Raw genomic sequence first — 24,161 nt, forward strand, 5'->3', positions numbered from 1 at the left:
TGAGGTCTTTGACCGCATAGCCGCCATCCCGTTGCAGTGCCAGCAGATCCTCGTCGGCATCGATGCAGTCGATCAGCCGGGTGGGCACGTTCCATGGGGTCCGGCCATGGTAGACCAGCAGAGTGATGATGGGCGGCAGCTTGCGCAGTCGTTCCGGTTTGTCCTGGGCGTAGCGGGTCCAGATGCGGTGGCGGTAGCCCATCAGTTGCAGGGGCGCCCCCATGTCAGGCCAGGACTTGTGCTCGATGAGGGTGTAGATGAAGGCGCTGCGGCCATCCCTTAGGGGCACCTGGAACAGCCGGTCACTGTGGGTGCCGCGCAGGTTCTCGTCGATGAAGGAACCATCCACGGGTTGGGGATCACCGGCCATCTTGTCGGTGAGGGCCTTGGGAAGGCTCTCGCGCAGCAGGGCACCGGCCCGTTCGGGGTCTTCGAGCAGGGCCTTGAACAGGGTGTCGTGGGGATTGGGGAGGGTGTTGCCCATGGTTTTTGCGGTATTTTGGGGAAGGGGGTAGGGTAACCGATAGAGGCCTGCCACATGCCTCGCATGAACGCTTCCCGTGAACGACCCCGGGATTACCGTTCAGGCATCATTTCGTCTACCTGCTGCTGGAGTTCCAGTCCACGGTGGATCATCGCCCGCCGATCCGGATGTTGCATTACGTGGCCTGCTTCTACGATCACCTGATCAAGACCAAAGTGACGACGGCCCGCAAGGGAATGCCGCCGATCTTCCCGGTGGTGTTGTACAGCTGGATCTGCTCACAGACGAGCAGATCGCCCAGGCCACGGGCCTGTCTCTGGCCGAGGTGAAAGTGCTGAGGTCGGACCGGTCCCACTGAAGGGGATGGGCGTGCCGGTGAGGAGGAGATAGCAGGAGATAGGGGGCAGGCCCCCAAGTCAGCATCCCTTTTTCCAAAGGCGCTGGAATTCCCGATGGTCGGATGCCTGTCGATGGATTCCGGCCTGTGTCTCCGCCAGGGTCGGATGATCTGCCCATTGGTCAAGAAAACGTTGGGATTTTTGCCGGAGCTGGATTCGGAAGTTCTCTTCCTGGATGATGCCACGGGATCTGGCCATTCCGAGCAGGGTGTTTTGCCATTCCGGGTGGTTGAACATCAGACAGTAAAGGTAGGCCAGTCGTTCGTTGGAATCGGTACAGGGTTCCATCGCTTCCCAGTCTATGATGGCCACGCTGCCATCGGGCCGGAAAACGAAGTTCTTCCAGTAGAAATCGGTGTGGACCTCAAGCAGGTTCAGCGCTTCTGATAAGTGGATGACGGTCTCGCAGGTGTCCGGTGGGATCAGGCGTCCGCCATACGCTGGAGAGGCAGGGTCCTCGGACCAGGGCAGGATTTCCCCTTCGACATATTCGAGGATATTCAGGCCATGACGCCTTTCCCTGAATCCGGGCAGATAGAGTGTGCCATGAATGTCGGGATGCCCGAGGTAGGTTTCATGGAGCCTCCGATAGGTTGCCGGCAGATCCCCATTGTAATCGGGTTTGATGGTGTACCGTTTGCCTGGTCGGCGCGCCTGCCGGCAAAGATGAGCCCTGTCCTCCTTTAGCGTTGAAAAGCCGTAATAGCCCCGGCGGCGCAATCGTCTGCGGACCTGGATCCGGCTGATATGATGCCTCTCCCGCGAAACCTGGGCCGGGGCCGCTTCGGTCTGCAGAAAGAATGCCCTGCCTTCGGCTTCATCCCAGCCCCTGACACATAGCTGCCCGCACGTTGCCACCAGGGGCGTGAGTGGAATCAGGATGCTGAAGCCGCAGGGCTGGCTGGCATGGGGGAATACCTGGCGAACATCGGGCCTTGGGAACCGTTGGCATTCAATGCCGCTGATGTCCCGGCCGTCCGCCTGGACGGAAAGGGTACTCACGGGGGCGCCGTCGGCGCAGATGGCCCAGCCCGTGAGCCTGATGTGATGCTCCATCCGGAGTATGTCGTCGATGTATCCCGGCATGATGACTATGCGCGGCCCAGGAGAATGCTGGCGAGTTCTTCCGGGGACCGCCAGTGGTCTCCACAGACGAATCTGGGCAGGCACCACCGGTTGGCGTGCGCGTGTACCGGTTCACCGGCAGTGGTGAATCCCGCGATCTGCCGGTGTTCGTGTTGATGGTGCGGCAGGTATTCGTGGATCAGGTATTCGCTGTACTCTCCGAAGGGGTAGGCCAGAAGGCGACACTGCCGATGGCCCAGGCGGGTGTCGATGTAATCTGCGGCCTGCCGGATCTGCAGGTCGCAGGCACTGTAGCTGTCGATCCCGTTGAATGACCCCGGTTCTCCGCAACCTGGCGTGAAGTGGGTCAGGGTGGCGTGGTTATGGTCCCAGCTATGGTTGCCGATGCTCATTCCCTGTTGCCGCGCCTGGGGCCACCAGTTGTCTTCCCACCAGCCCAGGCCCAGCATGCAGGTGCGGTCAAGGGTGCGCCGGGCTTCGGGGCCGGCGATGACGAAGGCGGTGGCGTGGACATCCGCCCGCTTCGTGCGTGATGCAAATTCCCTCAGGATACGGGCCATCCCTTTTTGCAGGCCGAACTGGGGGTGTGGAATATCGCGCCAGTCCAGGTCCGGGCCGTCATCGAAGCTGAGGCATACGCTGCCGGTGCACTCGTGCAGCCGGCCCAGCAGCAGATGTTCCACCAGGGTTTCCAGGGGCAGGATACGCAGGCCCAGGCGATGGATCAGTTCCAGGTCTTCGGTCAGTGCCGTGTGGTCGTTTTCTGCATAGGCATCATGACCGGCGCGCATCGAATGATAGGTGAGTACCGGGACGGTTACGCCCATGTCAGAAGGTCCCCATCCTGGCCACCTGGTTGATCAGACGCTGCCGGCGCCAGCGTGAGAGAGGGCGGGGGAAGTACACCAGAAGCCGGGGGATGTGGGTGTGAACGAACCCGGCCCGGAGATCCACGGCCTCGGCCTGCGGATTGCCCACATTGCCAAAGAAGGCGATATATTCCGGATAATGGGTAAAGGCATGACGCAGCAGGTTGAACATGACGCCGCCGGCCATTTTCAGTTGCTGCCGCTCGTCCCGGCTCATCCGGCGCAGGACACGGTCGTCGGTGCAGGCGCCTCCCACCAGGACGACGTTTCCCATGGCGAGCAGGTGCAGGTAACCCAGTGCCAGATGCTCTCCGTTGCCGTTCCGATAGAAGGCGACCAGGTGTCTGGGATAATCGGGTGGGGCGTGGCCGAATTTGCGTTGGAAAAGTTCACCGGCAAAGAAGCCACCGTTGCTCACCTCGGTGATGCTCAGGAAATCCAGTTTCGGATCGTGTCTGGAGGGGACGGGGAGATTGCGTTTGAGCATGGGCATGATCGTTGGGCGCAAATGACTTTGATTATCGCATACGAATCAGGTTGGGATGTTGCAGAATTGATGAATAAAAGATGAGGGCATCCCGTGGCAATCGGGTGTTCCAGGGCATGATTTCAGTTATACTCCGGTAAGTCCTGCGTGCTGCATGATGCGGCCGCCGGACTTGGGGAGCCCCACCCCGCTTGACAAGCGCCCGGCACGTACCCTGGGTGGTGGCGCATCAGCAGGCACTTCTCCAAGTTACAGGGCGGCAGGATGCCGCCCGATCCTGCCTCTCTCTTGAGCGCCTCCCGGCGATCCTGCTACCCTCCAGACCCCTGAAATCCCTTTTTCCTTCCGTTTTTCGCAGCATCAGGAGGTATCTTTCCGTCATGGCTTCACCTGCCTTGCGTCTTGCGTATGCCCTGCTTCTGGCGGTGCCCTTCTTCCTGCTCAATGCCGCGTCGGCTTCCGATCACATGCCTCTGGATACCGTGCTGATCCAGGACGGGGATGTGACGGTGACCGTGGCGGATGTCGAGGCCGTGTTGGCAGCCATGCCACCGGGACGTGATCGCTCCCAGGTGAGCGAGATGACAGTTCACCAGATCCTGGACAGCCTGTTCTTGAACCGGATGATTGCCGATGAACTGTCGCCGGAGCAAGCCACCGAGATCCTGGCCAGCCTGCCGGCAGCCGAGACTGCCGACTCGGACCCGGTGTCCGAGGCCCGGCTGCGGCAGCGGCGGGAAATTGTCCTGGCTCGGGCACGTCTGCGCGAACTGGATGCCGAGGTGGACATGGATGGTGTCAGGCAGCTTGCCCTGGAACGCTACACGGCCGATCGCGGCCAGTTTCGTGTACCCGAGCAGGTCAGGGCCCGGCATATCCTGATCCGCCTCCAGGATCGCACCGATGAAGAGGCTCTGGCGCAGGCACAGGCCCTCCATGAGCGCCTGAAGGATGCGCCGGAGCAGTTTGCCGAGCTGGCCGAGACTCATTCAGAAGACCCCGGTAGTGCCGCACGCGGCGGTGATCTTGGGGTTTTTGGTCGAGGGCGCATGGTGCCCGCCTTCGAGGAGGCTGCCTTTTCCCAGACCCCCGGTGTGGTGGGGGAGCCTGTCGAGACCCGTTTTGGCTATCACCTGATTCTGGTGGAAGAACACCAGCCCGAGCGTCAGCTTGCCTTCGATGAGGTGGAGGGCCGCCTGGTGGAGGCCGCCCTGCGCGAGCGTGTCCAGACCCTGCGTGCCGACCATGCCCAGGCGATCCGTGAACGCCCCACCGCCACGGTACACTGGGACGCAGTGGAGCAACTGGTGGAATCCCTGCGTCATTCATCGCAAAGGTAGTGTTTCCATGTCCTCGAACAGAAATGACCCCTGTCCCTGCGGGAGTGGGCGCAAGTACAAGCACTGCTGCATGCTCCGCGAGCAGGTCACCCGGGATCTCCAGCTGCGTCAGGCTCCGGAGGTGGATGACCGGGCCGTGATGAGGGTGGCCGCGGATCACTTGCAAGCGGGGCGCCTGGATCATGCGGCCCATCTTTGTGCCCAGATTCTTGCCGCCCGGCCGGATCATGCCCAGGCCAACCATGTGATGGGGCTGGTGAGCTGGCGGGCGGGCCATCTGGACCGGGCGGCTGGATTCCTGCTCAAGGCACTGGGTCAGGAACCGCGTAATGTCAATCTGCACGCAAACCTGGCCGGTGTGCTGGCGGATCAGGGGTTGCCGGGCGACGCGCTCATGGCCTACGACACGGCTCTCAAGTTGCAGCCCGATGCCCATGAACTGCATTACGGTGCCGGTAACCAGTTGCTGGCCCTTGGGAAACACGAGGCGGCGGTGGAAGCCTTCGAGCGGGTGCTCTCCGTCCGGCCCGACCATGGCCCCGCCCACAACAATCTGGCGGTGGCACTGATGCGGCTTGATCGCCTTGATGAGGCGGAAGACCATGCGCGGGAGGCCGACCGGCTGGTGCCGGACAGCGGCGCGCCCCAGTTGACCCTGGGCAGCCTCATGGCCTTGCGGGGGCGGCTGTCGCAGGCCCTGGAGGCCTTCACGACCGTCCTGGTCCGCAACCCCCGCTACGGTGAGGCTCACCTGCAGATGGCGGTGATCCTGATGCAGCTTGGACGCCATGGCGAGGCGGCCGATCATTATCGCCGGTTCCTGGATATGGGGCCGGATGACCCGGCCCGCGCCGCGGAGGCGGTTGTGGGTCTGCACGCCGCCCCCGGCCTTGATGCACGGGGTTGGCGGGATGTTCATGCCCGCTGGTATCAGTTGCAGGGCCGGGGCAGCACGCCGCCCGCCCGTCCGGAGGTGGCTGACCGTGATCCTGACCGCCCCCTGAAGCTGGCCTGTCTGCTGCCGGACCCCCGGACCCCCGATGCCCGCTTCCGTGTGCTGCCGTTGTTGCGTGCCCTGTCCACCTTCGGTGCCGTGCATGTCTATGGGGCCGCCGAGGCCCCGGAGAACGACGGTACGGAGGCGCTGCAGTGGCATGCCGTCGCTGGTCTCGACGAGGAGGCGCTGGCCCATCGTCTGGCTGAAGACGAGGTCGACGTGGTGCTGGATGTGCTGGGACATTTCAGTGTCCGTCATGGTGCCGGTTTGGTTCCCGCGCTGCTCAGGCGCCCGACGCCCCTGATGCTGTCCTGGGGTTATCCCGGTCTGGCCATCCCGGAACTCTACGACGCCTTGCTGGCAGACGCCACGCTGGTGCCCGAGGGGGCTGAGGCGGATTATGCCGAAACTGTGGTTCGTCTGCCCGAGGCCGGTGTGTTGTGGTGCGCACCGGCCAGGGCTATTCCGAGGGAGGGGGGTGGCAACCCGGTCTTCGGCAGTCTTCAAGGCCCCGAGGCCCTGTCCGATGACTGTCTGCGGCTGTGGGGTCGGGTGCTGGAGTCCGTGCCCGAGGCAAGCCTGCGGCTGGCGCACCCGCTCTGGTCGGTGGATCAGGTGGCCGAGGCCCTGCGGGTACGACTGACCGCGGCGGGGATTGATTCCCGGCGGGTGGAGCTGCGGGGTGATGCCTCCGATGCAGCCCTTGCCAGCATGGATGTAATGCTGGATGCCCCAGGGGTTTCTGCCGGCTATGTGCTGGCCGGGGCATTGCTGGCCGGCGTGCCCGCGGTCTCCCTGGTCGGGGAGTTGCAGATTGCACGCCTGGGGGCTGCGTGCCTGCGGGCCGCCGGTTGTGGCCAATGGGTGGCCGTGGATGAAGTGCAGTTCGTGCATCTGGCTGAATCCCTGGCGAGGGACCGGCAGGCCCTGTCTGACTGGCGGACCCGGTTGCCGGATCTGGTGGCCCGCTCCCGGTTGACGGATGCGGCCAAGCTGGCTGAGTCCGTTGACGAGTGTCTGCGCCGCCTGTGGCAATGCGTATAGCGTGTCTGGGTGATTCTGGGAGGTTGGGCGAGATTGAATCGCCCGGCCTTCAGTGTATCCATGTCTGTATTGATGGGGACGCGCCGTCCGGCGTGTCCCAGTCCTTGTTTCAAAGGCTCAAGCCCGCCACGCCTACACTGACGGCGCTTTCCCACTGGCATCAGCCCCAGTGGCGACCGTCGTTCACCTCGCTGTTGCTGGATCGGCGGGTGGATCTGGTGTACGTCCCCATGCCGGCACCGTGGAATCTGGACCTGATCCGTGTGGCGGCGTTGTTGGGGTATCCGGTGTTGGTGGATCTGACTGCCTCCCTGGTACGTTTGCTGGAAGGACCCCAGGCTTCCCTGTTGACTGATGCCTTGGGTTATGTCCATGCCCTGCGTCCCGCGGATGATGCGGTGGTCGACGGGATTGCCCGGGTCATTCCCGATCTGGGGCCGCGTCTGCTTCCCCCGGCCCTGTCTTTTCAGGCGGCCTGTGAACGGGCCATGGAGCAGGTTCCGGAAGGTCGAGGTCAGGATTATGCCGCCTACGAGTTCGGATTGCGTGACCAGGGCATGCTGGAGCATATCCAGATGCCCCATGTCGCTCATTTCAAGCAATGCAGGCGGGTGCTGGACGTGGCCTGCGGACCGGGGATCTTCCTGCAGTTGCTGGCGGGCAAGGGGATCACTGGTGAAGGGGTGGAGCGCAACGAGGCGGCGGTTCGGTACGCCCGGGGGTTGGGCCTGACCGTGCATCAGGCGGATGCCGTCGAGTTTCTGGAACAAACGACCGAGCGCTATGACGGCCTGTACTGCTCCCATTTCATTGAACACCTGCCGGTGTCCGCGGCGGAGCGGCTGATTCAGGGAGCGGCCCGGGTACTCAGCCCCGGGGGCATGCTGGTGCTGACCTTTCCGGATCCGGAGTCCATTCGCAGCCAGTTGCTGGGGTTCTGGCGCGATCCGGAGCATGTGCGTTTCTATCACCCGGAGTTGGTGGCACTGATGGCGCGAGGTGCGGGTCTGGAGGTGTTGTCGGGCGGTCAGGGCAGGGCGGTGCCCCGGTTCGATCCTGAACCACCCGGGTTCCCGTCCATGCCGGCTCCTTCCGTTGAGCCAGCCGGGATGATCCGCCCGGATGGCCGGATTCGCCGCCTGTGGCGTTGGGGGTTGCGCCGACTGGGGATCTGTCCGGGACGGGATGTGGTTGAGCGGCTGGAGCGGGCCGAGGCCCATGCACGTCGATTGGAGCGCTGCCTGGAACGGCAGCTGGAGGCCCAGCAAGCCTTGCGGCAGGGACTGGACAGTCTCTGGGCGGTAAATCGTACCTGGGCATGGGAGGATAATGCCTGTCTGGTGTTGCGAAAGCCGGAGGAAGGATGATGTTGCCGGTCTTGCTGCACATTCTCCATGACCGTGGCGGCGGCGTGGAAAGCCATGTCCGTGAGTTGACCCGGGTGGAAGGGTTCCGCCACTGGCTGCTGAAGGCCGGGAAGGAGGAATGGCGGTTGCTGGACCCCCGTGACCCAGGCGATGAGGGCAGGTCCGTGAGGCAGGGGTGGGGCAATCCGCTCACCCGTCTGTCCGGTGAGCTGGGCATTGATGCCTGCCACCTGCATCATCCGGTGGGCGACCCCGGGCGCCTGCGCCAGGCGTTGTTGGGCAGCGGCCTGCCATTTGGTGTGACGGTGCATGATTTCTACTGGGTATGTCCGCGCATCCATCTGGTGACGCCGGAGCATCGCTATTGTGATGCGCCCACGGATTCAGGCTTGTGCAAGGCCTGTCTGCGCCGGGAACCGGCCATCCGCGGCCACCTGTTCTGGCGCCGTTACCGGCATGCCACCTGGCTGTCCCGTGCCCGTTTTGTGGCCTGTCCCACCGCTTACGTGCGGGATGTCATGGCCCGGCACTTTCCCTCTCTGTCGCTGGATGTGGCGGAGCATGCCTATCGTCCGCCCTTTCATCGCCCGGAGGTGGCCCGATCTCCGGCGGCCCCCCTGTCAATCGCAGTGATCGGGGCCTTGGGAGTGGAAAAGGGGGGCCTCAGGGTGGAACGTCTTGCCGAGCTGAGCCGGCAGCGGAGCCTGCCCCTGCGGTGGGTGGTTATTGGCGACACCCTGCGCCACGGGGGGCCCCAGGCACTGATGGACGGGTATCTCATGGTTCATGGCAGCTACTCGTTGCCTCGGCTGCCCGAGATCCTGGATACCTACGGGGTGTCGGTGGCCGCGTTCCCCGGGGTGGGGCCGGAAACCTGGTCGCTGACGCTGGACGAGGCCTGGGCTTGCGGTTTACCGGCTCTGGTTCCGGCCATGGGGGCGCTGGCTGAGCGGGTATGTGCCTCGGGAGCGGGGTGGGTGTTGTCTGACGGAAACGAGGATGAGGCCTGGCTGTCACAGGCAATGATGTTGCTGACGGAGGCCGGGCGCGAGGCCTGGCATCGGGCCGCCGCACGGGCGGCTGCCGGTTTGTCGGCGACCCCGGTGATGCCGCCGGTGACGGCCTGTTATGACCGGTTGTTACGTCCATGAGTCCGCGCCGATGGTGGCCTTTGGTCGTGCTGGTGGCCCTGGCACTGTCGGTGGCTGCGTTGGCCTGGGTCCAGGGGCTGGGTCCGGCTGAACTGCTGCTTGAATACCATGAGTGGTTGCGGGTGCAGGCGGGGAGGAGCCCGTTGCTGGCCGGGTTGCTGTTCGTGTCGGTCTACGCCTTGGCCATTGCCCTGGCGTTGCCGGGTGGAATGGTGTTGTCCATGGCTGGTGGCTATCTGTTTGGCGTGCTGACAGGGTCCTTGCTTTCCATGGTCGGGGCGACGCTGGGTGGTGTGGTGACTTTCCTGGCGGTGCGCTCCTCCCTGGGTGCCTGGCTGTTGAATCGGGGGGGCGGCCGTTATCGACGGGTGTGCCGGGCCTTCGGGGGTGACGGCGTGCGTTATCTGCTGCTGTTGCGTCTGATCCCGATTTTTCCTTTTTCAGCCGTCAATGTGGCGGTTGCCCTGCTGGGGGTGCGTGGCCGGGTGTTTCTTTGGACCACGGTGGTGGGGCTGCTGCCTTCCACGCTGGCTCTGACCTTGATTGGCAGCGGGCTGGGTCGGCATCTGGATCAAGGGGTGTTGCCTGGTCCCGGGGTGTTGCTGGAGCCGGTCATTCTCTGGCCCTCGCTGGCACTGGCGGCCATGGTTCTGCTGGCGGGGGCCTTGCGCCGGCGTCGGCCCGTGGTGTCGGCTCAGTCCGACCCCGAGAGGTCGAACACTTCCAGTTCCTCGTCCCGGTAGATCGGGTCGCCCAGCCGCTGACGCAGTATTTCTACGCAGTGTCCGAAACCGGGGATGGGGCGCGCGCCTTCCCGTGGCGGTCTGTGGTCGATGACCAGATAGTCGCCGTGACCGCTGCCGGGGGCCAGGTCGCCAAGGTGCACCATGTGGCGCAGACGAATCCCGTGCTGATCCGGGGAGTATTCCCCGAAGGCCTGCTCCGCGCAAAGCCCGCTGACCATCCCGGCACGGATGTGCTGCTGGTGAACGCGTTGCTGCAGGTACCAGTTGTTCCAGTGCCACTCGATATACCAGGGTGCCTGGATCAGGGTGACTTGACCCGGGGGTATTTCGGCCAGTCGATGATGAAAATCCGGCAGGGTTTCGCGGGCCAATTGACGATTGTAGAGGTTGCGTTCCCAGTCGTAGTCGAACTGGTAGGCCATGTGACCGGTGAACTGGTTGATGCCCTGATGGTACTGGGCGGGCAGCGGTCCACCCAGATAGAACAGAGCCAGTATTCCGGCAAGCAGCCCCGCCCGGAGGGCCACCGGCAGTGGCCGGGTCAGCCCGGCAAGGGCGATGGCCACCGGGATCAGTAGCAGTGGCAGCAGCGGCAGCAGGTAGCGGGCCAGTACCAGCGGGTGATGAATCCAGGCACCGTCGGTATGGATCACCAGGGCAGTGGCGATGACGAGGATGAACCCGAGATAGGCGGCGGCATCCGGGTCCCTGCGGGCCAGGATCCCCAGTCCCAGGGCCGCCAGCCCCAGCCACCCCCACAGCAGGGGCAGATGGGCGGAGCCTGCAAACAGTGACAGAGTCTGCCCGAATGAACTCCATGTCACCTGATGCACGCCGCTTTTCCCGCTCAGGCTCTGGAAGTCCATGTACAGGGGAGGCCCCAGCAGTATCAGCAGAAGTGCCAGGGTGGCCAGACCCAGGTAGATGAGGCGCAGCAGATCACCGGCGTCCTGTCGGGTGAACCAGCGGATCAGGGCTGGCAGGCCCTGGTAGGCAAAGGGAGCGGCGGTGGCCGCCAGCGTGATCGGGTGAAGCCAGGCGGCCAGGGCCGTGCAGGCCGAATAGGCCAGGGCCCAGCGTCGATCTCCCTGCAGCCACCACCAGCGAAACGCCAGGATGGCCGCAACGGCCAGTAGTACCGACAGGGCATAGGGGCGGGCGGTACGGCTGTAGTAGACCAGCAGGGGAGAGATGGCCAGCAAGCCGGCCAGTATCAGTTTCTCGTCGGTTCGGGCCAGCCCCCGCAGCAGCCACGGGATCAACATCACGGAAACCAGACCGGCGATCAGCAGCGGCAATCTGAGCGTCCACTCGGTCAGTCCCGGCCCCTGGGCAAGCCATTGATACAGAAGGGTCAGCGGTATGCTGTGATCGGCGTGACCGAAATGGGTGAAGATGTGGGCCGGTCCCGCAGCCATGATCTGGTGCAGGGCATGCCATTCGTCATCTGCCAGCAACTGGGTGCGCAGCTGCCAGGTTCTGAGGGCCAGAGCTATCCCCAGGATGGCGATCCAGGGCAGCCAGCGGGTGGCTGCTTGCCGAAGGTCATTCACGGGCATCGTTCAGTCCCCGGTACAAGGGGCATGCCAGGAGTCCGGTGCGGTGCAGCAGGTGACGGACCGACATGTCCACCACGCCCAGGCCGTAGATCGTGCTGGGGATCAGCCTGATGGAGGAGGCCTCGGGAAAATACCGGGTGGGACAGGTGACCTCGGCGATTCCATGGCCCGCCTGAATGATCTGGCACAGCATCTGGTTGTCGAAGATGAAGCCATCTGCATTGTGTTCGAAGGGAATTTCTCGGAGTACCCGTGCGGAAAAGGCCCGGTAGCCGGTATGGTATTCGGAGAGCTTGGCGCCGGTGCACAGGTTCTGGAAGGCGGTCAGCGCCCGGTTGGCCACATATTTGTAGCGAGGCATGCCGCCCGGGAGTGCGCCATTGCCCAGAATGCGCGAGCCCAGTACCACCGGATACAGGCCGCTGGCGATGATGGATGCCATGGCAGGGATGAGCTTGGGGGTGTACTGGTAGTCGGGGTGGAGCATGATGACAATGTCGGCCCCCAGGTCCATGGCGTAACGGTAACACGTCTTCTGGTTGGCGCCGTAACCCCGGTTGACCGGGTGTCGCACGATATGGGGAATACCCAGGTCATGGGCCAGGGCCAGCGTCTCGTCGTCACTGGCATCGTCTACCAGTACCACGTCATCGATCAGGGGGCGGGGCAGCTCCCGCCAGGTTTTTTCCAGGGTGCGGGCGGCGTTGTAGGCCGGCAGCACCACGACGATCTTGTTGCCTTCTAACATGTCCGTATTCGCGTGTTGGTGTGATCTGGCTCGGCGAACGGGATTTAGTTTCCCTGCCCGGAGCTGAAGGAAGGGCCTTCCTGTCCCACTGGCCCCATCTCGCATTGTCCGCAGACAGGCATTCGTTTACGGTCCCTGGCCATCAGTGCCACGAGCTCGCCACGGGCCTTGCCGGTGACGATCCGGCTGTAGGGCTCATGCTTGAGATTGCCCAGCACACCTGCCCTGGGATGGGCGCAGCAGGGGACGACGGTGCCGTCGTGGTCCACGTGCAGGAATCGTATCTCGCCGCCCCACGGGTGGGATGAGAAGGCTTCCGGTTCGGCCAGGAAAAAGCAGACGCCTTCGGGGATCTGCGGCGGACGCCCGGTGAGGTTCTGGGAGGACTGGGGCAGATTCATCCAGTGTCTGAACTCGGGGGTCCATCCCCGGGGCAGCAGTACTCGCTCCCAGCGTTGCCGGTCTTCCCGGGTACGTATGATGGTGCGCGTGATGAGCTGGGTGGCAGGTGACCAGCGATCCCGCAGGGCGCGGGTGCGTTCAAGAAACTCCAGCAACCGCTCCCAGCGGGAGGGAGGGCGCAGACGTTCATATTCCTCCGGGGTGCCGTCACCGTCGCAGCTCACCGCGATACGGTTCACCACCTCCAGTTTCATCATGGCTTCAAAATCGTCCCAGTAGACATGCTGGGCATTGGTGGAGAGTTCCACGATGGAAACCTTCCATTTCTGTTCGGGAATGGCCGCCACCAGCAGGGAGAGCTCCTTGTGCAACAGGGGTTCGCCGAAGTTGAACAGGCGCAGGGTGTGAATGCGGCGCACGTCGACGTTGCCCAGGCAGCGGCGGAAATCCGCCTCGCTGATGCGTTCCACCTTGGGTGCCAGCGTGGCGTTGGGGCAGCCCAGGCAGCGGAGCTGGCAGCCGTGGACGATATCGAAATGAAAGGTGTAGATGCTGTTGACTGGCATGGGGGGTCCGCGGCCGGTGGGTGAACGTCGTCGTGCTGCAGGAGACGCGTTTCAGGCGGGCTGACGTCGCAGGTAGCCTCCCGGGTTGAAGCTCAGCAGCAGTTTTTCGCACTGGGTATCCACACTGAAATCGGGATGAGTTGCCAGAAATGTCTGTACCGCCTCGGCGGGTCCTGGGCCGAATTCCGGGTAGACCGGATGGCCGTTGACGTTGGTGTCTTCCACGATCAGGTAGCTGCCGGGGCTTACATGAGGGGCATATAGTGCCAGTTCCCGGGTCACATGGGCCTGACTGTGATCCGAGTCCAGGATGACCATCCGGGTTTCGTCCGCCGGGCGTGTTTTCAATGCCGCTGGCAGGAGCTTGGGGTCGGTGCTTGAACCCTGGAAGTAGCGGATGCGGGGGTGGTTGGGCCGATCGGGGTAGACGTGCAGGTCGATGGTCCAGACCTCTCCCCGGCCCAGAATATCCATGAGGTGGGCCAGGAACAGGGCGCTGCCGCCGCTATGGGTGCCCGTCTCAATGACGAGGTCGGGGCGGATGTCGTGCAGCAGTTCCTGATAGATCCACAGGTCCAGTGGACACTTCAGCGTGGGTACTCCCATCCAGCGGGTCTGCAGAAAGCGCTGACCTTCCCCCTCGGGGCCATCGTAGTAGAGACGATGAAATGCGTCGGTGACGGTTTTTTCCTGGGGATTCAAGTCATGGCCTCCTGATGGCCTGAAGCAAACGCGGGGGCATGTGGTCCAGGCCGGCAATATCTGAACGGGAGGGTATGGTAACCGCTCTGCCGACAATGGTGTAGGCTTGGCCGCCGCCTTGGGTTATGCACCAGGGTTCTGGCTCATGAGGTTCCGAGCCAGCCCTTCCCGCACAGGCGGCAATCCAGTCATGGACCGGGCATTCCGGACTCTCGTTTTCGTGCGAGGGACGGAATAATTCCCTGACAACCTCCTGCCGGGGGAAGGTCAACGGTTCTGACTGATGTTCAGGAAGACGCTGGAGCCGTAAATTCGTGCGATGGTCTCCTTTTCCGGGCTGTGTCTTGAGGGCAGGGTGGTGCGAAATCCGCATTCGAGCTGTTTGGACAGACCATGTCTGACGACATCGGGGCGAGGCAACTGGACATGGGTGATTCTTTCGTGGGAGCCGTCAATGAGAATCTTGACCTGGATGGGGCCCGTATAATCCGATACCGCCCAGCCGCTGACATGATCCCCGTCGATATTCGCGGCGCCGTAACCGTAGTGGTAATAGGGGGTGTTGCGCCCGAGTTGCGTGGTGATGTCTTCCATCTGCTGCTTGACGGTTTTCAGGAGTGCCTGCGGGGCGTGCCATTGGCAGGAATTCAGGTCATGTGACCTGAAGTAGGCTTCACCCTTTTGGCGCTTGGCGGATCCAGCCGCCGAGCCCTTGTTGCACTTTCTGGTCATGTTTTCCTGCCACGACTTGATGACATAGTGGTTGATGACCATGCTTGAATCGTCAACATCATGAGTAAAGGGCGAGAAGCTGGCTCCGTTGGAAAATCTTGCCACTCTCCCGGACGGGGTATAGTAACGCCCCTTGCTGAGTTCACATTCATGAATGTTCATTCTGCCGGCCTTGCGGGGATTGACGGCGGTCTTGATATGACAATTCTTTTCGTGCCCTGGCTCCGAGCAACGGTAAAAGCGTTCAAGTACCAGGCCCGGTGCTTGAAAATGCTGCCCGCTGGAGCCGAATACCCGCCAGTTGATGGCCACGGCCCCCAGGTCCGGCGTGGATGAATACAGTCGGCGGAGCTGGTCGATCGGGTTGTCGGTGTTGGTGGCAACCAGAAATTCGTCTGCGTCGACAAACAGGATGAGATCCATCTCGTCCCTGTATTTTTCGATGATCTTCCGATAGCAGGGCGCCTGTGGCGCCGTGTCCCCGATACGCGGAGCGTGCAGGCGATCAATGATGCCTGCGAGATCCAGGGCTTCAAGCAGTTCGCTGGTGCCGTCGTCGCTGACGTTGTCGCCGATAATGATGCGGTCTACTCCCAGACAGCGATAGTAGGCCACCCATTCGAGTACATAGGGCAGTTCGTTCTTGAAGATCGCCGCGACGGCGATGCGGGGCTGCATGACGTCAAGATCCTGAGTGCTTGATAGGGTTGGACAAGCCTGGGCGGTGCCGCGAAACTACATCAGCACGTATGGTTCTTCATCACTGATGGATGCAGATCCGTCATGTATTGATCAGCCATTGGACAAGGCGCTGGGGTGTTCTGGGTTGAGGTATCGACGGTTTCGGTACGACGAGAGCACGCCTTGAGTCAGGGATGCCAAGCAGGGAAACGCCAATGGTGTCACCAGGGGCCGCGCCCAGCAACGAGATCGGATACTGGAAGTTGAATGTGGCCACATCCGTGAGTTTCCCTTTGGTTTTCTTCGCCGCGGCGATTGCCCGCGGCTGACCGTTGATATCCAGTACCGGGAACAGGCTGTCATTATCCAGGGCGGGAAGCGAGCCAGTGAGCATCTGGTCATTCTCAAGGCTCAGGGTAAGATCACCATGCCATGCTGTTGATGTGCAGATGCGTTTGCCCATTTGCTGAAGTTTTTTCTGGAAGGTTTCGGCAATATCGAAAAACAACCCCAGCTCTGTGGTGTTGAGTTCGAATGCGGTGTTGATGTCTTCCTGTCGAAGATAATGACGTTGCTGAACATCCCGCCGGGGTGTCCTGTTCTTTGCCAGGCAAGGGATATTGATGCCGATGCGATGCCGCACCATCCCTGCATAATCCTCGTAATGCGTACTGAGACCGATCAGGGCGTGATGGATATTCAGGCCCTTTAACACTCTGTATTGCAGGTTCTGATGCTGCTTCTCACGGATGAAAATGCCGAATTCCCGGGAGGCCGTGGATTGTCTGCGCGCGAGGTGCTGGTATTCGGACACCAGGCGTTCGATGGGATTTCGTACCAGGGCCAGGGTGCGCTCCGAAGGTACGAGGTGGGCGTATTTGCTGTAATGGACATGCCCGCAGAAGATGACCGACTTGTCTGCCGGCAACTCCGAAAGCAGCCGTGTTGTGCACCCATCCTGGGCGAAGCGTTTCAGCATTTTCGCGGTTAGCGGATTTCCATGCCCGTAATCGCAGATGAGTTTCAATTCGGGCAGGGTGGCCAGGCCATGCCGCAGACTGGTTCCCGCCGTTTTCGGGATGTGGATGAAGAATAGATCATTGCTCCTGGGCATGGCTTGAGTCGCTGATCTCCAAAAGCGGACTATTCTAGCCTAATTTTTAATCTGGTGTTGCGATGAACGGGGATTGCTGTTGACGAAACCGCTCACAAACGGTGGAATAGGGCGCCTTCGGGTGCCCATCGGCCTCATCCCTTGGCACAGAACGTACAGGCAAGTCCGTCAGGTGATTACCCTTCCCAATCTGGATCCAGATCAAGTCCTTTTCTCGTGAGCTCCGATGCCGGCCGGCTCCCGGGATGACCCGAGAATCGTTATGCAGACCATCACTTCAAAGGACTTCAGGCAATCCCCTGTGGATGTCATCGTGCCTGTCTACCGCAACGGACAGCTGACCAGGGCATGCATCGAGAGTGTGTTGGCATCCCGTTGCAGGAATCCCTGGACGCTGGTGGTGGTGGATGATGCATCGCCGGAGCCGGATTTGTGTCGGTGGCTGGATGAACTGGCCGGGACCGGGCGTATCGAGCTGGTACGCAATCGGGCCAATCAGGGGTTTGTCCGCTCCGTGAATCGGGGCATGTCCCTGCATCCCGACCGGGATGTGGTACTGCTCAACAGCGATACCCTGGTTTATGGAGACTGGCTGGATCGGCTTCGGGACTGTGCCTGGGCGCATCCCGTCACCGGTACGGTGACCCCCCTGTCCAATAATGCCACCCTGGCCAGTTATCCCCGTTTCATGGCTGATAATCCCCTGCCCGAAGGGTTTGATGCCGAGGCGATGGATCGTCTGTGTGCCCGCCTCAATGCCGGCATGAGCGTGACGGTGCCCACGGCGGTGGGATTCTGCATGTACATTCGCCGGGATTGTCTGGAGGCCACGGGTTATTTTGACGCGCGAAGCTTCGGCCGGGGTTACGGGGAGGAAAACGATTTTTGCCGACGCGCGGTCCAGCAAGAGTATGAGCACCGTCTGTGCGGTGGCGTATTCGTGTGGCATGCGGGGGGAAGCTCCTTTGGGGAGAGCGCGGGATACTGGCAGACCCGGGCCACTCAGGCCATGCGCGAGAAACATCCGGACTACGATGCGCTGGTGGCCGCTCATGTGGCCGAAGATCCCCAGCGGGTCATGCGCCGCCGTCTGGATCTGGCGCGTCTGCAGGCTTCCACGAGACCCCGGGTGCTGGCCATCACCCATCGTCAGGGTGGTGGGGTGGAACAGCACCTGATGGACATGGCCAGGATCCTGGATCGTGACATTGAGTTGCTGTCCATCGCTCAGGATGGCCATGACGTGATGCGACTGCGCTGGTTGCGTCCGGGGGAAGAGGATTTTTCCCTGTGGTTCCGCATGCCCCAGGAACAGGACATTCTGGTGAACTTGCTGCGTTGGCTGGCTGTGGGACGCATCCATGTGCATCACATCCTTGAGGTCCCTCGTTGCATCCTGGATCTGCCGGAGATTCTGGGGGTGCCATGGGATTTCACCGTGCATGACCATTACCCGGTCTGTCCTCAGTACAATCTGACCGACGAACATGGTCATTTCTGTGGAGAGCCGGATGAAGCGGGCTGCGCCCGCTGTCTCTCAGTGCGACCGGCGCCCTGGGGGCTGGATATCGAGAGCTGGCGGCGCCTGTTCGGTCACTGGCTGGTGGGGGCGGACCGGGTCTTCGTGCCTTCACGGATCACCCTGGCCCGCGTGCAATATTATTTTCCGGATGCCAACTACTGTCTGGCGCCCCATCCCGAGCTGGCGGGCATGGTCGAGCCTGCCCCCGAACTGCCTCCTTCCGACAAGGCCATGTCACGGGCGGTGGACCCGCCTCCCTCGATCCGGTCCGGGAGGCCCTTCAAGGTGCTCGTGCTCGGAGTGATCAACCCCGCCAAGGGGCTGGATCTCCTGACACGCTGCGCCTGGGATGCAAGAAATCGGGCCTTGCCCATGGAATATCGGGTGCTGGGCTGGTTCGAACGACCGATGCTGGGGGGCGAGGAGTTGCCGGTGAGCTGTACCGGGCCTTATCCCCGTGATCAGGTTCGCGCCCTGATCACGGCCGAGCAGGCGGACGTGATGCTGTTCCCTTCCCAGGCTCCCGAGACCTGGTCCTACACCCTGACTGAAGGCTTGCAGAGCGGCCTGCCCCTGGTGGCATCCGCCCGGGGAGCCATGCTGGAACGTCTGGCAGGCGTCGAGCGGGCGGTACTGCTGAACCCTGATGATGATGCCCGCATCTGGAACGATGCCATCCTGTCCCTGTTGGGAGAATCCACCTCGTGACGTCCATTGATCAGACCGCCCGTTGGCGTGAGCAGTATCTGTCCGTTGCGTTGATACCGCCTGACGTCGCCGCTTCGAAGGATGCGAAACTGCCGGACCTGGGCATGCCGCATTACTACCGGGAACCGCCGGATCGCGGTGTGTTGCTCATGCAGCGTCATGAACTTCTGCAGTTGCTTTCCGAGGTGACGGGGCGGGATGCCCGCGATGCGACCGGCAATCAGTTGAGGAACTGGGGGCGTACATTGGTGGCTGATCATGCGAGGGCTCGGGAGCAGGCAGTCACCATTGGCGGCATGCGCGAAGACCTGCGGCGTCTTGAGTCCACTGCAGGTGAGACGGCGGCGAATTTGGCCGAGAAGTCGGCAATTCTGGAGGAAACTCAGTCTTGCCTGCGGCTGACCCAGGCAAGACTGCATGAAACCGAGGTTGCCATGGTGCACTGGCGCACCCATTTTGAATCGGTGGCGGGTTCGCTCAGTTTCAGGGTCGGTCGCAGGATGACTTTGCCCGTGCGCCTGATCAGGGGGGGGGTGTTCAGGGGCTGGCGCTTTCTGCGTGAGCCCGCCCTGGTGCGGATGCGTCTGGCCCGGTTGCGCGCCCTGCTGGTCCGGGAAGGCTGGCGGGAGGTGCTGCGAAGGCTGGCTCAGCCGGGGGCTTCGATTTTCCTGGAGGCCCCGGCTTCGGCAGCATCGCCTCAGCCTGAGCAGGCCCGCGGGGAGTACGCCCTGTGGTGGCAGCATCACGGCAGACCGGACGATGCCGAGCGTCGCCGGATGGTCGAATGGGTCGGGGCGATGTCAAATCCACCCCTGCTGTCCGTGGTGATGCCGGTTTTCAATACCGATCCGGCCCTGTTGCGGCAGACCCTGGATAGCTTGCGGGAACAGCTCTATCCCCATTGGGAGTTGTGCGTGGCCGATGATGCCTCCACCCGGGAGGGCACTCGGGAGGTGCTGACGGAGTTCTCGCAGCGGGACGACAGGGTCCGCGTGATCTGGCGGGAGTGTAATGGCCATATTTCCGCCGCCTCCAATTCCGCTCTGTCCCTGGCCCGCGGGGACTATGTGGTGTTGATGGATCACGATGATCTGCTCACCGAGGACGCCCTCTACTGGGTGGCCCGGACGATCGATGAAAGGCCTGGCGTGGGCCTGATCTATTCCGATGAGGACAAGGTGGATGATCGTGGCCACCATTATGACCCTTACTTCAAGCCCGATTGGAATCCGGACCTGCTCGGCAGCCAGAATTATGTGAATCACCTGTGCGTGTATCGCGCCGACCTGGTTCGGCGGGTGGGTGGTTTCCGGGAAGGATTCGAGGGCAGTCAGGACTATGATCTGTTGCTCAGGGTAATTGAGAATCTGTCGGCGGAATCCGTGGTCCATATCCCGCGTATCCTGTATCACTGGCGTGCGGTGGCGGGGAGCGAGGCGCTTGAAGCCGGGGTCAAGGACTACGCCCGTGATAGTGCCCGCAGGGCGTTGACGGAGCACCTTGCACGACGTGGCGTGCAGGGCGAAGTCATGGAGGCCGAGGAATGTCCGGGCATGTGGCGGATTCGTTACGCCCTGCCTGATCCGGTGCCGAAGGTGAGCGTCATCGTGCCCACCCGCAATGGGTTGGTGTTGTTGACCCGTTGTCTGGAGACGCTGCTCCATCGCACGGATTATCCCGACATGGAGATTCTGGTGGTGGACAACGGCAGTGATGATCCCGCTGTGCTGGGGTATCTGTCGGGTCTTGAGCGGCAGGGGCGGATCAAGGTGATTCGTGATGACCGGCCCTTCAATTTTTCCGCCCTGAATAACCGCGCCGCCGCCGAGGCCCATGGCGAGGTGCTGGTCCTGCTCAATAATGACGTGGAGATCATCCAGCCCGACTGGTTGCGGGAGATGGTGGGCCACGCCATGCGGCCCGAAATCGGTGCGGTGGGGGCGCGGCTTTGGTATCCGGACGATACCCTGCAGCACGGTGGCGTGGTGTTGGGCATCGGCGGGGTGGCGGGGCATGCCTTCAAGGGTCTGCCCCGGGGCAGGACGGGGTATTTCGGGCGCACCAGCCTGATCCAGAACTATTCCGCAGTGACGGCCGCCTGTCTGGCGGTGCGTCGGGAGGTGTTCATGGAGGTGGGAGGCCTGGATGAACAGCACCTGGCCGTGGCCTTCAATGACATCGATTTCTGCATCAAGGTGCGTGACCGCGGGTACCGCAATCTCTGGACGCCCTATGCGGAGCTCTATCATCACGAGTCCGCCACGCGGGGTTACGAGGATACCCCGGAGAAGCAGCGGCGTTTTGCCGGTGAGGTTCGGGTGATGCTGGATCGCTGGGGGCAGGGATTACTGCATGACCCTGCCTACAATCCCAATCTCAGTCTTGACCGGGAGGACTTCGCACTCGCCCGGATGCCCCGTCACCTTCTTCCGGGGCAGTCCCTCAGGCCATGATGCCGGTATAGAGCAGGGCCCTTTCCCCCCGCTCGTCGCGGGCGCTCACTTCCACATGCAGCGGCGGCGTTTCCGCCGCCAGGGACAGGTGGAATGACCAGCCCGATCCAGCCAGGCGCGGGTCCTGGAAATGGTCTGCCACGTCCTGGCGCATGTCTGCTACCGGGCAAGCGTGCAGGGTGCCGTCGATCCGGATCTCCACCTGGTCCAGCGGGCCGTCGTCCAGGGAGGCGGCCCAGCCTCTCAGATAGAGGCCCGCCCCGTCCCGGCGGCGCTCATCAACCCAGCCCCAGGGGCCTCGCCGGAAGCCCTGCAGGGCGGTCAGTGCCCGCTCCGGGTTGCGGGAAAGGACGTAGATATCCTGTTCCTGGGCCAGACTCTTGGGCAGCCTTACCCAGGGATGACCGCTTCCGGCCACCCGCTCGATTGCCCGGGCCACGAAGGATTCACTGACATAGGCCGTGCCGTAAAGCGCCGGTCCCAGTTCGGGTATTTCGCTGCCTTCGCCGAACAGGATGCCGGAGTCGGGCATGTCGAGCCCCGGCGGCAGCAGACTGCGGTCGTGAACACTGAAGCACAGGATGCCGTCCGGGGTGAGCAGGCCGTACAACCGCTCCAGCCATGCCAGGAACAGGGGTTCGGGGAGGTGGGAAAACAGGGAGGCGACCCAGATGACGTCGAAGTGCCGAGGTGGGTGAAAATCTTTCGGGTCCGGTGTGGACCGCATCGCCGGTATTCCGAAATGGTCGGTCACGTAACGTACCGCTGCTTCCTGGATTTCCGCCGCATGCAGGTGAGAAGCGGGCAAGGCATGGCGCAGGAACCGGAGCAGCCTGCCGTAACCGCAGGCAAAGTCCAGGAACATCGGGGGGGTGGGCCCGTGCAGATGGTGCAGTATCTGCCGGACGGCGTGATATTGCTGCAGGGCCACGTTGAAATACTGGCTCACCGCGGCGTTGGGGTCCTGATGATGGCGCAGGGAGTGTCCCAGCATCTGGCAACCCGGAGGGATACGGGTATCCAGATCGGGTGCTTCGGCCTCTGGCGGGAGAGGGGAGCAATGCCGCCGGATACTGTGCCTGATGCGAGCGTCTTCACACAGACCGTGGGCCAGGTGTTCAAGTGTGGTCATGTCCGTCATCGTTGCGGTGCCTGTCTTGAAGGGCTGTTCTGCAGGATCTTTGTGTCATGGACCAGGGGTGTCGATGAGGTCCTTCATCCGCTGGAGTGCCGCCTTGTAGCGGGCGGCGTTGATTTCCCGTTCTACGGCGAGACATTGTTGCACGAACAGCAGATCCTTGCGGTTGAAGTGTTCGGACACGTCCGGGCGTAGCGTCCTGACCTCGTCCAGAATTGCGTCGAGTTGCTCCCCCTTGATGGACCCGGGCAGAGAAGCCCCCATGGGTTCCAGGCTCCAGCGCCCCCAGTACATGACGAGGATGTCCCCATCTTCGGTCTTGATGACATGCCCCGGGCTGAGGTCGGGGTTGGACACGTAGAGCGGTATGTTACGGAGCCGGTCGGTGATTTCCGGTAGGCTGGCCTCGAAGTTTTTAAGCACCGAGGCCTCCTCGGGGGTGTCGATGGCAATGCGAAGTCGCTCGATGAGTCCGTTGCCGAGGCGGTCGTGGGGGAGTCTTCGCGAGGCACTGAACCCCTTGACCAGCGGGTGCGGCGGCATGATGGACCAATAAAGGCCAAGGATGTCCGCCTGCCTCTCATGCCATTCCGACTGGGTGAGTGAGGTGCCTGTTCCCGCCCGGCAGATCTGGCATTCAAAGGGCGACTCTTCAAACAGGGCGATCACTTCCGGGGCCTTGAGCCTTTCCCTGGGAATGTTGGCGAACAGGAATTCTTCGTTCAGCAGTTGGCGACGGTGCTCCTGGGGGAATACCTGCAACTGGTGGTGATGGACGGGGCCGTCGGCGGTTTCCTGGTACCGGACATGGAAGCAGGAGAGGCCGCCCGGACTTTGATCATGCCAGTGCACGTTCAGATCGGCCACGGTCATGCCCTTTCGGGTCAGTTCCCTGTGTACCATGCGTGCCCGCTCCTGTTGCTGGAACAGGGACCTGAGTGTCTTGAGGTTCTTGTGCTCCGGGGCATCATAGGGTGCGTCATGGAAGATCAGTGCGTTGATCTTGTCTCGATTGTTGGCGAGACGGACGGCGTCGTTCAGGGTCATGTCGGCGATGCCAAGGCATTGCCGAATGAGGATGATGGAAAGAATGGCACCGAGGATGTGTCCCCCCTGCACGGGGGATGGGCTGATGAAGGGCAGCAGCAGAAATATGAACGCCACCATGAAGATGATGGAGGACATCAGCTTGAGATGGGAGCCCAGGCTTTCCCTGACGAATCGGCCAAGGCGGTGTATCGGCGGGGTGTCGTTACCGGAGAGGGCCACCGCGGTGAAAGCAAACTGAGCGATGACCAGCAGCAGCAGGGTGAGAAACAGGTCCGCCTTGATGAGTAGCCCCAGGCCGAAGCCACCCAGGATGAAAAGGCCGTTTGCCGCAGTCTTGCAGGCCCTTTCATAGTGGGTTTGTCCCTCAATGTCCTGATTGGTGATCACGGCGATCTTGTTGGCGCCGCGCATGACATCGCGGCTACCGATCAGGCAGAGACGCTTGGCGGCGACATCCAGCAGAAGGGTGATCACGTACAGCAGTATGGAAGCAATGGCCAGGCCGATGATCCAGTACAGCTTGGTGTCGGGCTGCATGAAATTCTGGTAGTAGCCGGGCACGCCCTCGACACTGGCCAGCAGGATGACCTTGAGTGGCAGGAAAAAGGAGAACAGTGAGGTGATGCGTCCCAGGGTGACGGAGATCACCACGCCCAGGGTGACCGCCGGCCTGATGCGCAGGAAGGTCTTCATTGCACGGTACAGCCAGCGGGCAAATGCCGCTGTTTCACAATAGAGATTCATTGATTTTTTAAGCGCTTCGGTAGAGGGTTCGCCTGTTCACCGGCCGGTGTCTGTTCCGGCACGCGGGGCATGA

The 24,161-nt window shown here is 62.4% G+C and carries 20 protein-coding genes; 8 read left to right on the plus strand and 12 right to left on the minus strand.

Annotated features, from left to right (window positions below; all coding sequences use genetic code 11):
- Positions 1 to 484, minus strand: a 484-nt coding sequence (locus CKO35_RS03930) for an Rpn family recombination-promoting nuclease/putative transposase (protein WP_200172878.1), incomplete at its 3' end; no start/stop codon positions are given.
- Positions 485 to 603: 119 nt separating this feature from the next.
- Between CKO35_RS03930 and CKO35_RS03935 the strand changes: the two genes are divergently transcribed.
- The gene (locus CKO35_RS03935; protein WP_274600789.1) at positions 604 to 813 is read left to right on the plus strand and encodes an Rpn family recombination-promoting nuclease/putative transposase; all 210 of its coding nucleotides are present in this window, start codon (positions 604 to 606) and stop codon (positions 811 to 813) included.
- Positions 814 to 900: 87 nt separating this feature from the next.
- Here CKO35_RS03935 and CKO35_RS03940 read toward each other — a convergent pair whose 3' ends face one another.
- The 3 genes from CKO35_RS03940 to CKO35_RS03950 are packed head-to-tail and all read right to left on the minus strand — an operon-like array spanning position 901 to position 3,324.
- Positions 901 to 1,968 (minus strand): hypothetical protein, encoded by a 1,068-nt coding sequence (locus CKO35_RS03940; RefSeq protein ID WP_200172882.1) that lies wholly within the window; start codon positions 1,966 to 1,968, stop codon positions 901 to 903.
- Positions 1,969 to 1,973: 5 nt separating this feature from the next.
- Positions 1,974 to 2,795 (minus strand): polysaccharide deacetylase family protein, encoded by an 822-nt coding sequence (locus CKO35_RS03945; protein WP_200172883.1) that lies wholly within the window; start codon positions 2,793 to 2,795, stop codon positions 1,974 to 1,976.
- A gap of 1 nt (position 2,796) precedes the next feature.
- On the minus strand, positions 2,797 to 3,324 hold the full coding sequence (locus CKO35_RS03950) for a hypothetical protein (protein WP_200172885.1): 528 nt from the start codon (positions 3,322 to 3,324) through the stop codon (positions 2,797 to 2,799).
- A 380-nt stretch (positions 3,325 to 3,704) separates the two neighbouring features.
- Here CKO35_RS03950 and CKO35_RS03955 point away from each other — a divergent pair, with 380 nt between their 5' ends.
- The 5 genes from CKO35_RS03955 to CKO35_RS03975 all read left to right on the plus strand — a co-directional run bounded on the left by CKO35_RS03955 (position 3,705) and on the right by CKO35_RS03975 (position 9,966).
- Positions 3,705 to 4,664 (plus strand): peptidylprolyl isomerase, encoded by a 960-nt coding sequence (locus CKO35_RS03955; RefSeq protein ID WP_242467005.1) that lies wholly within the window; start codon positions 3,705 to 3,707, stop codon positions 4,662 to 4,664.
- A 7-nt stretch (positions 4,665 to 4,671) separates the two neighbouring features.
- Positions 4,672 to 6,705 carry a tetratricopeptide repeat protein gene (locus CKO35_RS03960; protein WP_200172887.1) on the plus strand — a complete coding sequence of 678 codons (2,034 nt, stop codon included), beginning with the start codon at positions 4,672 to 4,674 and terminating at the stop codon, positions 6,703 to 6,705.
- Positions 6,706 to 6,797: 92 nt separating this feature from the next.
- Positions 6,798 to 8,072: a methyltransferase domain-containing protein gene (locus CKO35_RS18310; RefSeq protein WP_200172889.1), complete on the plus strand. Its 1,275-nt coding sequence runs from the start codon at positions 6,798 to 6,800 to the stop codon at positions 8,070 to 8,072.
- A complete protein-coding gene (locus CKO35_RS03970) occupies positions 8,069 to 9,223 on the plus strand; it encodes a glycosyltransferase family protein (protein WP_200172891.1) in 1,155 nt (384 codons plus the stop codon). The genes CKO35_RS18310 and CKO35_RS03970 overlap by 4 nt, the downstream gene beginning before the upstream one ends.
- On the plus strand, positions 9,220 to 9,966 hold the full coding sequence (locus CKO35_RS03975; RefSeq protein WP_200172893.1) for a TVP38/TMEM64 family protein: 747 nt from the start codon (positions 9,220 to 9,222) through the stop codon (positions 9,964 to 9,966). The genes CKO35_RS03970 and CKO35_RS03975 overlap by 4 nt, the downstream gene beginning before the upstream one ends.
- On the opposite strand, the gene CKO35_RS03980 is transcribed toward CKO35_RS03975, so the two are convergent.
- The 6 genes from CKO35_RS03980 to CKO35_RS04005 form a co-directional block, all read right to left on the minus strand.
- Positions 9,918 to 11,528 (minus strand): hypothetical protein, encoded by a 1,611-nt coding sequence (locus CKO35_RS03980; protein WP_200172894.1) that lies wholly within the window; start codon positions 11,526 to 11,528, stop codon positions 9,918 to 9,920. The two genes, CKO35_RS03975 and CKO35_RS03980, sit on opposite strands and share 49 nt — an antisense overlap.
- A complete protein-coding gene (locus CKO35_RS03985; protein WP_200172896.1) occupies positions 11,515 to 12,276 on the minus strand; it encodes a glycosyltransferase family 2 protein in 762 nt (253 codons plus the stop codon). Before CKO35_RS03985 ends, CKO35_RS03980 begins: the two co-directional genes overlap by 14 nt.
- Before the next feature lie 44 nt (positions 12,277 to 12,320).
- Entirely contained in the window at positions 12,321 to 13,244 is a 924-nt protein-coding gene (locus CKO35_RS03990; RefSeq protein WP_200172898.1) for a radical SAM/SPASM domain-containing protein, read from the minus strand.
- Between the two features lie 51 nt (positions 13,245 to 13,295).
- Positions 13,296 to 13,946 carry a CmcI family methyltransferase gene (locus CKO35_RS03995; RefSeq protein WP_200172900.1) on the minus strand — a complete coding sequence of 217 codons (651 nt, stop codon included), beginning with the start codon at positions 13,944 to 13,946 and terminating at the stop codon, positions 13,296 to 13,298.
- 267 nt (positions 13,947 to 14,213) lie between these two features.
- Positions 14,214 to 15,356, minus strand: a complete 1,143-nt coding sequence (locus tag CKO35_RS04000; RefSeq protein ID WP_200172901.1) for a glycosyltransferase family 2 protein — start codon at positions 15,354 to 15,356, stop codon at positions 14,214 to 14,216.
- Between the two features lie 103 nt (positions 15,357 to 15,459).
- The gene (locus tag CKO35_RS04005) at positions 15,460 to 16,473 is read right to left on the minus strand and encodes a sulfotransferase family 2 domain-containing protein (protein ID WP_200172903.1); all 1,014 of its coding nucleotides are present in this window, start codon (positions 16,471 to 16,473) and stop codon (positions 15,460 to 15,462) included.
- Positions 16,474 to 16,735: 262 nt separating this feature from the next.
- Here CKO35_RS04005 and CKO35_RS04010 point away from each other — a divergent pair, with 262 nt between their 5' ends.
- The gene (locus tag CKO35_RS04010; protein WP_200172905.1) at positions 16,736 to 18,703 is read left to right on the plus strand and encodes a glycosyltransferase; all 1,968 of its coding nucleotides are present in this window, start codon (positions 16,736 to 16,738) and stop codon (positions 18,701 to 18,703) included.
- Positions 18,700 to 21,156, plus strand: a complete 2,457-nt coding sequence (locus CKO35_RS04015; protein ID WP_338031745.1) for a glycosyltransferase family 2 protein — start codon at positions 18,700 to 18,702, stop codon at positions 21,154 to 21,156. Before CKO35_RS04010 ends, CKO35_RS04015 begins: the two co-directional genes overlap by 4 nt.
- On the opposite strand, the gene CKO35_RS04020 is transcribed toward CKO35_RS04015, so the two are convergent.
- Together CKO35_RS04020 and CKO35_RS04025 are read right to left on the minus strand one after the other, a co-directional pair.
- Positions 21,146 to 22,288: a class I SAM-dependent methyltransferase gene (locus tag CKO35_RS04020; protein ID WP_242467006.1), complete on the minus strand. Its 1,143-nt coding sequence runs from the start codon at positions 22,286 to 22,288 to the stop codon at positions 21,146 to 21,148. The genes CKO35_RS04015 and CKO35_RS04020 overlap by 11 nt on opposite strands.
- 54 nt (positions 22,289 to 22,342) lie before the next feature.
- Positions 22,343 to 24,037 (minus strand): hypothetical protein, encoded by a 1,695-nt coding sequence (locus tag CKO35_RS04025; protein ID WP_200172909.1) that lies wholly within the window; start codon positions 24,035 to 24,037, stop codon positions 22,343 to 22,345.
- Positions 24,038 to 24,161: the final 124 nt, after the last annotated feature.

Origin of the sequence: Ectothiorhodospira shaposhnikovii (assembly GCF_016584105.1) — a bacterium.
Classification (GTDB): Bacteria; Pseudomonadota; Gammaproteobacteria; order Ectothiorhodospirales; family Ectothiorhodospiraceae; genus Ectothiorhodospira; species Ectothiorhodospira shaposhnikovii.